Origin of the sequence: Pseudomonas veronii, assembly GCF_002028325.1 — a bacterium.
GTDB classification, from domain to species: domain Bacteria; phylum Pseudomonadota; class Gammaproteobacteria; order Pseudomonadales; family Pseudomonadaceae; genus Aquipseudomonas; species Aquipseudomonas veronii.
Map to the genome: position 1 here is coordinate 4,324,302 of NZ_CP018420.1, position 12,585 is coordinate 4,336,886.

The following is a 12,585-nucleotide window of genomic DNA, read 5'->3' on the forward strand; positions in this document are numbered from 1 at the left end:
CCGTCAAGGCTGTGTTGATGCACATGAATAACAAGATTCCATTAGCCACGCCCGCTGACAACGGGCCAACGAAGATCTTTGAACCATGGCCACTATCCACGTAGACGGCAAAGCGCTCGAAGTCGATGGGGCAGACAACCTGTTACAGGCGTGTCTGTCACTAGGCCTCGACATCCCTTATTTCTGCTGGCACCCCGCTCTTGGTAGCGTCGGTGCCTGTCGCCAGTGTGCGGTCAAGCAGTACACCGACGAGAACGACACCCGTGGTCGCATCGTCATGTCCTGCATGACCCCAGCCACCGACAACACCTGGATCTCCATCGACGATGAAGAATCCAAGGCGTTCCGCGCCAGTGTCGTCGAATGGCTGATGACCAATCACCCTCACGACTGCCCGGTCTGTGAGGAAGGCGGCCACTGCCACCTGCAAGACATGACGGTGATGACCGGCCACAACGAGCGCCGCTATCGCTTCACCAAGCGCACCCACCAGAACCAGGAACTGGGCCCGTTCATTTCCCACGAAATGAACCGCTGCATCGCCTGCTACCGCTGCGTGCGCTTCTATAAAGACTACGCTGGCGGCACCGACCTCGGCGTCTTCGGCGCCCACGACAACGTGTACTTCGGTCGCGTTGAAGACGGCGTACTGGAAAGCGAATTCTCCGGCAACCTCACCGAGGTCTGCCCGACCGGTGTGTTCACCGACAAGACGCACTCCGAGCGCTACAACCGCAAGTGGGACATGCAGTTCGCCCCGAGCATCTGCCATGGCTGCTCCAGCGGTTGCAACATCTCCCCGGGCGAGCGCTACGGCGAACTGCGTCGCATCGAAAACCGCTTCAACGGTTCGGTCAACCAGTACTTCCTGTGCGACCGTGGCCGTTTCGGCTATGGCTACGTCAACCGCGAAGACCGCCCACGCCAGCCACTGCTGGCCGGCGGCGCGAAGCTGAACACCGACGAAGCCCTGGATAAAGCCGCCGACCTGCTGCGCGGTCGCAACATCGTCGGCATCGGTTCGCCGCGTGCCAGCCTCGAAAGCAACTACGCGTTGCGCGAACTGGTCGGCGCCGAGCACTTCTACTGCGGTATCGAAGCCGCTGAACTGGAGCGCATCCGCCTGGTCCTGCAAGTGCTGAACGACAGCCCGCTGCCAGTGCCGAACATGCGCGACATCGAAGACCACGATGCGATCTTCGTGCTCGGTGAAGACCTCACCCAGACCGCCGCACGTATGGCCCTGTCGCTGCGCCAGTCGGTCAAAGGCAAGGCCGAAGCCATGGCCGACGCCATGCGCGTACAGCCTTGGCTCGACGCCGCGGTGAAAAACATCGGCCAGCACGCGCTGAACCCGCTGTTTATCGCCAGCCTGGCCGAAACCAAGCTCGACGACATCGCCGAAGAATGCGTACACGCAGCGCCAGATGACCTGGCCCGCCTCGGTTTCGCCGTGGCCCACGCCCTTGACGCCAGCGCGCCGGCCGTCGAAGGCCTGGACGCTGAAGCCGTGGCACTTGCCCAACGCATCGCCGACGCCCTGCTGGCAGCCAAGCGCCCACTGATCATCGCCGGCACCTCGCTGGGTTCCAAGGCGCTGATCGAAGCGGCGGCCAACATCGCCAAGGCCTTGAAGCTGCGCGAGAAGAACGGTTCCATCAGCCTGATCGTGCCGGAAGCCAACAGCCTCGGCCTGGCCATGCTCGGTGGCGAGTCCGTCGACAGCGCCCTGCAAGCCGTGATCGACGGCAAAGCCGACGCCCTGGTAGTGCTGGAAAACGACCTGTACACCCGCACGGATTCGGCCAAGGTCGACGCCGCGCTGAACGCTGCCAAAGTGCTGATCGTCGCCGACCACCAGAAGACCGCTACCAGCGAGCGTGCCGACCTGGTATTGCCGGCCGCGACCTTCGCCGAAGGCGACGGTACCCTGGTCAGCCAGGAAGGCCGCGCCCAGCGCTTCTTCCAGGTGTTCGATCCGAAGTACATGGATGCCAGCATCCTGGTTCACGAAGGCTGGCGCTGGCTGCATGCCCTGCGCTCGACTCTGCTCAATCAGCCGATCGACTGGACCCAACTCGACCACGTCACCGCAGCCGTCGCGGCGAGCGCCCCGCAACTGGCACGTATCGTCGACGCTGCACCGTCCGCCGCGTTCCGCATCAAGGGCATGAAACTCGCCCGTGAGCCGCTGCGCTACTCCGGTCGTACCGCCATGCGGGCCGACATCAGCGTGCATGAACCGCGTACTCCGCAAGACAACGACACCGCGTTCGCCTTCTCCATGGAAGGTTACTCGGGTTCGGTCGAGCCGCGTCAGCAGGTGCCGTTTGCCTGGTCGCCGGGCTGGAACTCGCCGCAGGCCTGGAACAAGTTCCAGGACGAAGTCGGTGGTCACATCCGCGCTGGCGACCCGGGTACCCGCCTGATCGAACCCCAGGGCGATGCGTTGAACTGGTTCGCCGCCGTACCGCGTCCGTTCAACCCGGCCCAGGGCACCTGGCAGGTTGTGCCGTTCTTCCACCTGTTCGGCAGCGACGAGACCTCGTCCAAAGCCGCACCGGTTCAAGAACGCATCCCGGCTGCCTACGTGTCCCTGGCCAAGTCCGAAGCCGACCGTCTCGGCGTCAACGATGGTGCCCTGCTCAGTCTGAACGTCGCTGGCAAGACCCTGCGTCTGCCGCTGCGCATCAACGACGAGTTGGGTGCCGGCCTGGTTGCACTGCCAAAAGGCATCGCCGGTATTCCACCGTCGATCTTTGGCCAAACCGTTGACGGTCTGCAGGAGGCAGCGCAATGACCTGGTTCACCCCTGAAGTCATCGATGTGATCATTGCGGTCGTCAAGGCCATCGTGATCCTGTTGGCCGTGGTCGTGGCGGGCGCCCTGCTCAGCTTCGTCGAACGTCGCCTGCTGGGCTGGTGGCAGGACCGTTACGGTCCGAACCGCGTTGGCCCGTTCGGCATGTTCCAGATCGCTGCCGACATGCTGAAAATGTTCTTCAAGGAAGACTGGACCCCGCCGTTTGCCGACAAGGTGATCTTCACCCTGGCACCGGTCGTGGCCATGAGCGCCTTGCTGATCGCCTTCTCGATCATCCCGATCACCCCGACCTGGGGCGTGGCGGACCTGAACATCGGCTTGCTGTTCTTCTTCGCCATGGCCGGCTTGTCGGTCTACGCGGTGCTGTTCGCCGGCTGGGCCAGTAACAACAAGTTCGCCCTGCTGGGCAGCTTGCGGGCCTCGGCCCAGACCGTGTCCTACGAAGTGTTCATGGGCCTCGCGCTGATGGGCATCGTGGTGCAGGTCGGCTCGTTCAACATGCGCGACATCGTCGAGTACCAGGCGCAGAACCTGTGGTTCATCATTCCGCAGTTCTTTGGCTTCTGTACGTTCTTCATCGCTGGCGTCGCCGTGACTCACCGTCACCCGTTCGACCAACCGGAAGCGGAACAGGAACTGGCCGACGGTTACCACATTGAATATGCCGGCATGAAATGGGGCATGTTCTTCGTCGGTGAGTACATCGGCATCATCTTGATCTCGGCCCTGCTGGTCACGCTGTTCTTCGGCGGCTGGCACGGTCCGTTCGGCATCCTGCCGCAGCTGGCGATCTTCTGGTTCTTACTGAAGACCGCGTTCTTCATCATGCTGTTTATCCTGCTGCGCGCTTCCATTCCGCGTCCACGGTATGACCAGGTGATGGATTTCAGCTGGCGCTTCTGCCTGCCGCTGACCCTGATCAATTTGCTGGTGACGGCTGCCGTTGTGTTGTTGAACACGCCCGCGGGCGCGGTTCAGTGAGGATTTGACCCATGTTCAAATATATTGGCGACATCGTTAAGGGTACCGGTACCCAGTTGCGAAGCCTGGTGATGGTGTTCGGTCACGGCTTTCGCAAACGCGACACCCTGCAATACCCGGAAGAAGCGGTGTACCTGCCGCCGCGCTATCGCGGCCGCATCGTACTGACCCGCGACCCCGATGGCGAAGAGCGTTGCGTAGCCTGCAACCTGTGCGCCGTGGCGTGCCCGGTGGGTTGCATCTCCCTGCAGAAAGCTGAAACCGAAGACGGTCGCTGGTACCCGGACTTCTTCCGCATCAACTTCTCGCGCTGCATTTTTTGCGGCCTCTGCGAGGAAGCTTGCCCGACCACCGCGATCCAGCTCACACCGGATTTCGAGATGGCCGAGTTCAAACGTCAGGACCTGGTGTACGAGAAAGAAGATCTGCTGATCTCTGGTCCCGGTAAAAACCCTGATTACAACTTCTATCGTGTTGCAGGTATGGCCGTTGCCGGTAAGCCGAAAGGCGCCGCACAAAACGAAGCCGAGCCGATCAACGTGAAGAGCTTGCTGCCTTAAGGAAGAAAGATGGAATTCGCTTTCTATTTCGCATCGGGTATTGCAGTGGTGTCCACGCTTCGCGTGGTCACCAACACCAACCCCGTGCACGCCCTGCTCTACCTGATCATTTCGCTGATCGCCGTGGCCATGACCTTTTTCAGCCTCGGCGCACCGTTCGCCGGTGTACTGGAAGTGATCGCCTACGCTGGCGCCATCATGGTGCTGTTCGTGTTTGTGGTGATGATGCTCAACCTCGGGCCGGCCTCGGTCGCCCAGGAACGCGTCTGGCTCAAGCCGGGCATCTGGCTCGGCCCGGTGGTCCTCGCCGCGCTGCTGCTGGCTGAACTGCTGTATGTCCTGTTCGCTCACCAGAGCGGCCAGGCCATCGGCCACACCACCGTTGACGCGAAGGCCGTGGGCGTCAGCCTGTTCGGCCCGTATCTGCTGGTGGTCGAACTGGCTTCGATGCTGCTGCTCGCCGCAGTCATCACCGCCTTCCACTTGGGCCGTAACGAAGCCAAGGAGCAATGATGATGCCTGCTATCCCTTTGGAGCATGGTCTGGCGGTCGCCGGCATCCTGTTCTGCCTTGGCCTGGTCGGCCTGATGGTTCGCCGTAACATTTTGTTCGTGTTGATGAGCCTGGAAGTCATGATGAACGCTGCGGCACTGGCGTTCATCGTGGCAGGTAGCCGTTGGGGCCAGCCGGATGGACAAGTCATGTTCATCCTGGTGATCAGCCTGGCAGCCGCCGAGGCCAGTATTGGCCTGGCGATCCTGCTGCAACTGTATCGTCGCTTCCACACGCTTGATATCGACGCTGCCAGTGAGATGCGCGGATGAACATGATCTTTCTGACTTTCGTATTTCCCCTGATCGGTTTCCTGCTGCTGTCGTTCTCTCGCGGACGCTGGTCGGAAAACCTCTCGGCCCTGGTCGGCGTGGGCTCCATCGGCCTGTCGGCGATTGTCGCCGCCTACGTCATCTGGCAATTCAACGTCGCGCCGCCGGAAGGCGGCCACTACACCCTGGTGTTGTGGCAGTGGATGTCGGTGGAGGGCTTCAAGCCCAACTTCGCCCTCTACGTCGACGGCCTGTCGATCACCATGCTCGGCGTGGTGGTGGGTGTAGGTTTCCTGATCCACCTGTTCGCGTCCTGGTACATGCGCGGTGAAGCCGGTTACTCGCGCTTCTTCGCGTACACCAACCTGTTTATCGCCAGCATGCTGTTCCTGGTGCTGGGCGATAACCTGTTGTTCCTGTACTTCGGCTGGGAAGGCGTGGGCCTGTGCTCGTACCTGTTGATCGGTTTCTACTACAGCAACCGCAACAACGGTAACGCGGCACTCAAGGCCTTTATCGTGACCCGGATCGGCGACGTGTTCATGGCCATCGGCCTGTTCATCCTGTTCCAACAGGTGGGCACGCTGAACATCCAGGAACTGCTGGTGCTGGCACCGCAGAAATTCCAGGTCGGCGACTTCTGGATCACCCTGGCGACCCTGATGCTGCTGGGCGGCGCTGTCGGTAAATCCGCGCAACTGCCACTGCAAACCTGGCTGGCGGATGCGATGGCCGGCCCGACACCTGTTTCGGCACTGATCCACGCCGCAACGATGGTGACCGCGGGTGTCTACCTGATCGCCCGTACCCACGGCCTGTTCACCCTGGCGCCGGACGTCCTGCACCTGGTGGGCGTGGTCGGCGGCGTGACCCTGGTACTGGCCGGCTTCGCCGCGCTGGTGCAGACTGACATCAAGCGTATCCTCGCCTACTCGACCATGAGCCAGATCGGCTACATGTTCCTGGCCTTGGGCGTCGGCGCCTGGGACGCGGCGATCTTCCACCTGATGACCCACGCGTTCTTCAAGGCCCTGCTGTTCCTCGCCTCCGGTGCGGTGATCGTCGCCTGCCACCACGAGCAGAACATCTTCAAGATGGGCGGCCTGTGGAAGAAACTGCCACTGGCCTACGCCAGCTTCATCGTCGGTGGTGCCGCACTCGCAGCCCTGCCATTGGTGACCGCCGGTTTCTACTCGAAAGACGAAATCCTCTGGGAAGCCTTTGCCAGCGGTAACCAGAACCTGCTCTACGCAGGCCTGGTGGGTGCGTTCATGACCTCGCTGTACACCTTCCGCCTGATCTTCATCACCTTCCACGGTGAAGCCAAGACCGAAGCACACGCAGGCCACGGCATCTCGCATTGGCTGCCACTGTCGGTGCTGATCATCCTGTCGACCTTCATCGGCGCCATGATCACCCCGCCACTGGCCGGCGTACTGCCGGAAAGCGTCGGCCATGCCGGCGGCGAGGCCCAGCACAGCCTGGAAATCGCCTCGGGCGCCATTGCCATCGCGGGTATCCTGCTGGCGGCCCTGCTGTTCCTCGGCAAGCGTCGCTTCGTCACTGCCGTCGCCAACAGTGGCATCGGCCGTTTCCTTTCGGCCTGGTGGTTCGCCGCCTGGGGCTTCGACTGGATCTACGACAAACTGTTCGTCAAGCCTTACCTTGCGATCAGCCACGTACTGCGCAAAGACCCGCTCGACCAGACCATCGGTTTGATCCCGCGTGCCGCCAAGGCTAGCCACACCGCCCTGAGCCGCAGCGAGACTGGCCAATTACGTTGGTATGCAGCTTCCATGGCGGCCGGTGCCGTTCTGGTGATCGGCGCCATCGTTGTGGTAGCGGTCTGACCATGTCTAAGTACATTGCGAACTTTGCGAACTTGCGAAAGGAAACGAGCCCGTCATGATTCTGCCCTGGCTAATCCTGATCCCCTTTATCGGCGGCCTGCTCTGCTGGATGGGTGAACGCTTCGGCGCCACCCTCCCCCGCTGGATTGCGTTGCTGACCATGTCCCTGGAACTCGCGCTCGGCCTCTGGCTGTGGGCCCATGGCGACTATTCATTTGCTCCGGCGCCTGGCGCCGATCCGACCTGGGCGCTTGAGTTCAAGCACGTCTGGATCCAGCGCTTCGGCATCAACGTACACCTGGCCCTCGACGGCCTGTCGTTGCTGATGATCCTGCTGACCGGCCTGCTGGGTGTCCTCTCGGTACTCTGCTCCTGGAAAGAGATCCAGCGTCACGTGGGCTTCTTCCACCTGAACCTGATGTGGATCCTGGGCGGCGTGGTCGGCGTGTTCCTCGCCCTCGACCTGTTCATGTTCTTCTTCTTCTGGGAAATGATGCTGGTGCCGATGTACTTCCTCATCGCGCTCTGGGGTCATAGTTCTTCGGACGGCAAGAAAACCCGGATCTACGCGGCGACCAAGTTCTTCATCTTCACCCAGGCTTCCGGCCTGATCATGTTGGTGGCGATCCTGGGTCTGGTCTTGGTCAACTTCAACAGCACGGGCGTGATTACCTTCAACTACGCCGATCTGTTGAAAACCAAGATGTCCCTGACCACCGAGTACATCCTGATGCTGGGCTTCTTCATCGCCTTCGCGGTGAAGCTGCCGGTGGTGCCGTTCCACTCCTGGCTGCCGGATGCCCACGCCCAGGCGCCGACCGCCGGTTCCGTGGACCTGGCCGGTATCCTGCTGAAGACGGCGGCCTACGGCCTGCTGCGTTTCGCCCTGCCGCTGTTCCCGAATGCCTCGGCCGAGTTCGCGCCGATCGCCATGACCCTGGGTCTGATCGGGATCTTCTACGGTGCGTTCCTGGCCTTCGCGCAAACCGACATCAAGCGTCTGGTTGCCTTCTCGTCCGTTTCCCACATGGGTTTCGTACTGATCGGTATCTACTCCGGCAGCCAGGTGGCGTTGCAAGGCGCCGTGATCCAGATGTTGGCGCACGGTGTTTCAGCCGCCGCACTGTTTATCCTCAGTGGTCAGTTGTACGAGCGTCTGCACACCCGTGACATGCGTGAGATGGGTGGCGTGTGGTCGCGCATCGCCTACCTGCCGGCGATCAGCCTGTTCTTTGCCGCCGCGTCCCTGGGCTTGCCGGGCACCGGTAACTTCATCGGCGAGTTCCTGATCCTGATGGGGACCTTCGTGCAGACACCGTGGATCAGCGCCATCGCTACTTCCGGCCTGGTATTCGGTTCGGTCTACTCGCTGATCATGATCCACCGTGCGTACTTCGGTCCGGCCAAGTCCGACACCGTCCTGCGCGGGATGGATGCTCGCGAACTGATCATGGTGCTCGGTATGGCGGTCCTGCTGATCTACATCGGCGTGTACCCACAACCGTTCCTGGACACTTCTGCCGCAACGATGCATGGCGTGCAGCAGTGGTTCGGCACCGCCTTCTCTCAACTCGCTTCGGCCCGGTAAGAGCGCTATGGAATTCACGATCCAACACTTTATCGCGCTTGCGCCGCTGCTGATCACCAGCCTCACCATTGTGGTGGTGATGCTGTCGATCGCCTGGCGTCGCAATCATGCGCAAACCTTCCTGCTGTCCTGTGCGGGTTTGAACCTGGCCTTGCTGTCGATCATCCCGGCACTCAAGGTCGCGCCCCTGGCGGTGACCCCGCTGATGATGATCGATGACTTCGCGCTGCTGTATATCGCGTTGATCCTCGTCGCCACCCTGGCCTGCGTCACCCTCGCCCACGCCTACCTCGGCGAAGGCGGCACCGGCTACCCGGGCAACCGCGAAGAGCTGTACCTGCTGATCCTGCTGGCTGCGGCCGGCGGCATCGTGCTGGTCAGCGCGCAGCACCTGGCTGGCTTGTTCATTGGCCTGGAACTGCTGTCGATCCCGACCTACGGCCTGGTGGCCTACGCCTTCTTCAACAAGCGTTCCCTGGAAGCCGGCATCAAGTACATGGTGCTGTCGGCCGCCGGTTCCGCGTTCCTGTTGTTCGGTATGGCCCTGCTCTACGCCGAAGCCGGCAGCCTGAGCTTCACCGGTATCGGCCACGCCCTGGCGGCCACCAGCATGCCTGCGCCGATCGCCCAACTGGGCCTGGCGATGATGCTGATCGGCCTGGCTTTCAAACTGTCGCTGGTGCCCTTCCACCTGTGGACACCGGACGTGTACGAAGGCGCTCCGGCGCCGGTGGCCGCGTTCCTGGCCACGGCGACGAAAGTTGCGGTGTTTGCGGTGGTGGTGCGTCTGTTCCAGATCTCCCCGGCGGCCAACACCGGCGTGTTGAGCGACGTACTGAGCGTGATCGCCGTTGCCTCGATCCTGTTCGGTAACCTGCTGGCGCTGACCCAGAACAACCTCAAGCGTCTGCTGGGTTACTCGTCCATCGCCCACTTCGGCTACCTGCTGATCGCCCTGGTGGCGAGCAAAGGCCTGGCTCTGGAAGCGATCGGCGTGTATCTGGTCACCTACGTGATCACCAGCCTCGGCGCCTTCGGTGTCATCACCCTGATGTCCTCGCCTTACAAAGGCCGTGACGCCGACGCCCTGTACGAATACCGCGGCCTGTTCTGGCGCCGTCCGTACCTGACCGCCGTGTTGACCCTGATGATGCTGTCCCTGGCCGGTATCCCGCTGACTGCGGGCTTTATCGGCAAGTTCTACATCATCGCGACCGGCGTTGAAGCGCATCAATGGTGGCTGGTTGCCTCGCTCATCCTGGGTAGCGCCATCGGCGTGTTCTACTACCTGCGCGTGATGGTCACCCTGTACCTGATCGAGCCAAACCTGCGTCGTGTGGATGCCGAGCTGCACTGGGAACAGAAAGCCGGTGGAGTGATGCTGCTGGCCATCGCCGTGCTCGCCTTCTTCCTCGGCGTGTACCCACAACCGTTGCTCACTTTGGTGCAGCACGCGGTACTGGGCGTTTGATCGCTTAGCGGTATGCAGTAAACAGAAACGGCACCTTCGGGTGCCGTTTTTGCGTTTATGGGCCAGAGAAGATGCGGCCTCAATGCGTCTAAAGATTGGCCGACACTAAACCATCGAGCGTTTCGCGAAGCCGCTGATGCACCGGCAAACGAAGACCAAAGGTGCCGCGCAGCACATCAAGCAATTCATCGGCACTGGCTATCGCGCGTTTTTCGCTGGGACCGTCCAGGGAGTGCATCGCGTAGTGGCCGTTGTTCAAGGTGTGACGCTTACCCGGCGCGAGCAGTGCCACTTTCAACTGACCGAGAAACGGCGAGCCCGCGTGGGTGGAGACGTACCAGTTGCCGATTTCATAGTCGATGTCTGCCTGCACCTGCAGGTCGAACACATACAAGCCACGCCACTCCCCGCCAACCTCGGCCCACAGGGTGTAGCTGCCGTGCTTAACGGTCAGCCGAAAGGGCTCGTGGGCGGTGGCCTGGATCGCTTCGCTGTCCAGGCGTAACGGGCTGCTCGGCACCATGCCGCCAAAGCCGACGTCGCAGATATAGCGCACACCGTCCACCGTCACCAGGCTCAGGCGATGGGTACGCGCGGTGTGTGCATCCGGTGGCCCGCCCATCACGACCCGTCCGGTGATGCCGCGTGCGTCGAAGCCCAGCTCCTGCAGCAGCTCCAGGAACAGTTGGTTCAGTTCATAGCAATACCCGCCGCGTCCATCGAGCAAGACTTTTTGTTCGACGCTGGGCAGGTCGATCGGCACCGGCAAGCGCAGCAGGGTCGACAGGCTTTCAAAGGCGAACGTACACACATGCCGCAATTGCAGGTCCTGCAAGGTTTGCAGGGTCGGCGGCGGCGGCGCAGCGTAGCCCAGGCGTTGCAGGTACAGGTGGCTTTGGGTCAGGCGGGACATGACGCGATCCTTGGGCGCGTGGCGAAGGCTCCACTATGCCGCCCGGACCGGCAATTTGTCATTTCGAATGAACCTTTTTAAACGCTTTCCTATCCATCTATAACAAGACAGGGAGGCAACATGAGTAGCGCAAAAATCTACACCATTACCTATCAACTGCACGGTCAACCGAAGTCTTTCGTGGTGCGTGCCGAAGTGATGAATAACGCCGAGGCCTGGCACTGGGCGGCCGTTGATGCCGATATTGCGCATGTCAGCCGCATCGGTCGGGTCGGCCACGAACAGGTGAAAAAAACCACCCGGCCCTGGGCCGAGAAGTACGGCATCACCGACGTCAACTGGGTACCGCCCAAATAAACAAACGCCCCGTTCAACGACGGGGCTTTTTTTTCGACAGCACTTGGTTGCTCACGCTCTTTCGGGACATTGCGTGTGCGATCCGGGCCGGGGCTGCTTGCAATCGATCATAGAGAACGCCCCACACGCCTTCGTTCAACGTGTTTACCGCACACCCCATCGCCAAGCATGAGAAGATGCCGCCCTGCCCTATCCCCTACAAACGCCAAGGAGATTTTCCCCGGATGTTCGAACTCAAACCCTGCGACCCCATCACCTACCGCCAGCAGACCCGTCGCAGTACGTTGATCGTGGCCGTGTTGTTCGTGGCCCTGGCGATGCTGTTGTCGAGCCTGGCGGTGATGCTGTTTGGCGAAGCCGGCGGCGACAACTTTCGCTACAACGTGGGTGGGGTGTTTGCCGGGGTGTTGATCACCCTCGCCCTGGTGCGTGGCCCGTTCTGGACCCAGCCATGGCTGGCGCCGGCGGTGTATGGCTGGCAGCTCAAGCGCAACCTGATGCGCGTGACCAACGTGATGCACAAGGTCACCGACCGCGTGCAAGCCAATGACCCGACGGCGCTCAAGGTGCTGCGGTTCTATCACCTGGGGCTGACGCAGATGCATGAGCTGGACGCCAACTCCAGCGCCCAGGTGCAGTTGGTCGGCGAGATCGAGGCACATAGGGCGAAGATGCAAGCGTTGGGGCTCGATACCGAGCAAACCCGTTTCGACCCGTCCTGGCTGGACAGTTTCAAGGGCGCTTAAGCCAACACCCCGATACGCTGTGCATCCGGCCAGAACAGCGCCGCCTGCCCACACGGCAGGCCGGCGGCATCGAGCAACGTCCACACCACACCGGCATGGATCATGAACGGCTGCTGATGTGCATCCACCCGCCAGCCGCTGTAGCCATGGGCGATGCCGTTGGCGCTGACGTGCTCCAATAACACCTGGCGCGCGGCGCGGTCGAGTTCCGAGGCGCTGAAGCGTGACGGCATGCCGATGAAGGTCTCGCGCGGGTATTTGAAGCACGCCAAGGCGCACGCATTGGCGTAGTTAAACCGCGGGTCTGCCGCGCCATCGTGGGCCAGCAGGCTGTAGGGCGCATGGGCATGCAGCCAGGTCAGGCGTTGCTCTGCGTCCAGATGCTCGGGCGCCGGCAAGCCCTGGCCGGTCCAGTGTCGATAGGCGTCATCCAGCACACGTACACAGTCTTCTTGTCGGGTCACACACTACC

General features: G+C 61.7%; 12 protein-coding genes. 10 read left to right on the forward strand and 2 right to left on the reverse strand.

What is annotated here, in order from left to right:
- Nucleotides 1-85 precede the first annotated feature (85 nt).
- From nuoG to nuoN, 8 genes are read left to right on the forward strand one after another with little or no spacing between them, the layout of a single operon-like run.
- Nucleotides 86-2,800 (forward strand): NADH-quinone oxidoreductase subunit NuoG, encoded by a 2,715-nt coding sequence (gene nuoG, locus PverR02_RS19570; RefSeq protein WP_017848061.1) that lies wholly within the window; start codon nucleotides 86-88, stop codon nucleotides 2,798-2,800.
- The gene (gene nuoH / locus PverR02_RS19575) at nucleotides 2,797-3,804 is read left to right on the forward strand and encodes an NADH-quinone oxidoreductase subunit NuoH (protein ID WP_017848062.1); all 1,008 of its coding nucleotides are present in this window, start codon (nucleotides 2,797-2,799) and stop codon (nucleotides 3,802-3,804) included. The genes nuoG and nuoH overlap by 4 nt, the downstream gene beginning before the upstream one ends.
- An 11-nt stretch (nucleotides 3,805-3,815) precedes the next feature.
- Nucleotides 3,816-4,364, forward strand: a complete 549-nt coding sequence (gene nuoI / locus PverR02_RS19580) for an NADH-quinone oxidoreductase subunit NuoI (RefSeq protein WP_003174725.1) — start codon at nucleotides 3,816-3,818, stop codon at nucleotides 4,362-4,364.
- Nucleotides 4,365-4,373: 9 nt separating this feature from the next.
- Complete coding sequence (gene nuoJ / locus PverR02_RS19585; RefSeq protein ID WP_046382908.1) at nucleotides 4,374-4,877, forward strand: NADH-quinone oxidoreductase subunit J; 504 nt, start codon at nucleotides 4,374-4,376, stop codon at nucleotides 4,875-4,877.
- A 2-nt stretch (nucleotides 4,878-4,879) separates the two neighbouring features.
- A complete protein-coding gene (gene nuoK, locus PverR02_RS19590) occupies nucleotides 4,880-5,188 on the forward strand; it encodes an NADH-quinone oxidoreductase subunit NuoK (protein ID WP_026140165.1) in 309 nt (102 codons plus the stop codon).
- Complete coding sequence (nuoL, locus tag PverR02_RS19595; protein WP_017848065.1) at nucleotides 5,185-7,038, forward strand: NADH-quinone oxidoreductase subunit L; 1,854 nt, start codon at nucleotides 5,185-5,187, stop codon at nucleotides 7,036-7,038. Before nuoK ends, nuoL begins: the two co-directional genes overlap by 4 nt.
- A gap of 55 nt (nucleotides 7,039-7,093) precedes the next feature.
- Nucleotides 7,094-8,626 carry an NADH-quinone oxidoreductase subunit M gene (nuoM, locus tag PverR02_RS19600; protein ID WP_010566880.1) on the forward strand — a complete coding sequence of 511 codons (1,533 nt, stop codon included), beginning with the start codon at nucleotides 7,094-7,096 and terminating at the stop codon, nucleotides 8,624-8,626.
- Nucleotides 8,627-8,633: 7 nt separating this feature from the next.
- Nucleotides 8,634-10,097: an NADH-quinone oxidoreductase subunit NuoN gene (gene nuoN, locus PverR02_RS19605; RefSeq protein WP_017848066.1), complete on the forward strand. Its 1,464-nt coding sequence runs from the start codon at nucleotides 8,634-8,636 to the stop codon at nucleotides 10,095-10,097.
- An 88-nt stretch (nucleotides 10,098-10,185) separates the two neighbouring features.
- On the opposite strand, the gene PverR02_RS19610 is transcribed toward nuoN, so the two are convergent.
- Complete coding sequence (locus PverR02_RS19610; RefSeq protein WP_046382906.1) at nucleotides 10,186-11,010, reverse strand: arylamine N-acetyltransferase family protein; 825 nt, start codon at nucleotides 11,008-11,010, stop codon at nucleotides 10,186-10,188.
- Nucleotides 11,011-11,130: 120 nt separating this feature from the next.
- Between PverR02_RS19610 and PverR02_RS19615 the strand changes: the two genes are divergently transcribed.
- Together PverR02_RS19615 and PverR02_RS19620 are read left to right on the forward strand one after the other, a co-directional pair.
- The gene (locus PverR02_RS19615; protein ID WP_046382905.1) at nucleotides 11,131-11,367 is read left to right on the forward strand and encodes a DUF6555 family protein; all 237 of its coding nucleotides are present in this window, start codon (nucleotides 11,131-11,133) and stop codon (nucleotides 11,365-11,367) included.
- Between the two features lie 224 nt (nucleotides 11,368-11,591).
- Nucleotides 11,592-12,113: a DUF3087 domain-containing protein gene (locus PverR02_RS19620; RefSeq protein ID WP_046382904.1), complete on the forward strand. Its 522-nt coding sequence runs from the start codon at nucleotides 11,592-11,594 to the stop codon at nucleotides 12,111-12,113.
- On the opposite strand, the gene PverR02_RS19625 is transcribed toward PverR02_RS19620, so the two are convergent.
- Nucleotides 12,110-12,550 (reverse strand): MEKHLA domain-containing protein, encoded by a 441-nt coding sequence (locus PverR02_RS19625; protein WP_017848070.1) that lies wholly within the window; start codon nucleotides 12,548-12,550, stop codon nucleotides 12,110-12,112. The two genes, PverR02_RS19620 and PverR02_RS19625, sit on opposite strands and share 4 nt — an antisense overlap.
- Nucleotides 12,551-12,585: the final 35 nt, after the last annotated feature.

Bases quoted from the DNA above. Each gene is read 5' to 3' on its own strand.
- nuoG (WP_017848061.1), top strand. From the start codon at position 86: ATGGCCACTATCCACGTAGACGGCAAAGCGCTCGAAGTCGATGGGGCA.
- nuoH (WP_017848062.1), top strand. From the start codon at position 2,797: ATGACCTGGTTCACCCCTGAAGTCATCGATGTGATCATTGCGGTCGTC.
- nuoI (WP_003174725.1), top strand. From the start codon at position 3,816: ATGTTCAAATATATTGGCGACATCGTTAAGGGTACCGGTACCCAGTTG.
- nuoJ (WP_046382908.1), top strand. From the start codon at position 4,374: ATGGAATTCGCTTTCTATTTCGCATCGGGTATTGCAGTGGTGTCCACG.
- nuoK (WP_026140165.1), top strand. From the start codon at position 4,880: ATGCCTGCTATCCCTTTGGAGCATGGTCTGGCGGTCGCCGGCATCCTG.
- nuoL (WP_017848065.1), top strand. From the start codon at position 5,185: ATGAACATGATCTTTCTGACTTTCGTATTTCCCCTGATCGGTTTCCTG.
- nuoM (WP_010566880.1), top strand. From the start codon at position 7,094: ATGATTCTGCCCTGGCTAATCCTGATCCCCTTTATCGGCGGCCTGCTC.
- nuoN (WP_017848066.1), top strand. From the start codon at position 8,634: ATGGAATTCACGATCCAACACTTTATCGCGCTTGCGCCGCTGCTGATC.
- PverR02_RS19610 (WP_046382906.1), bottom strand. From the start codon at position 11,010: ATGTCCCGCCTGACCCAAAGCCACCTGTACCTGCAACGCCTGGGCTAC.
- PverR02_RS19615 (WP_046382905.1), top strand. From the start codon at position 11,131: ATGAGTAGCGCAAAAATCTACACCATTACCTATCAACTGCACGGTCAA.
- PverR02_RS19620 (WP_046382904.1), top strand. From the start codon at position 11,592: ATGTTCGAACTCAAACCCTGCGACCCCATCACCTACCGCCAGCAGACC.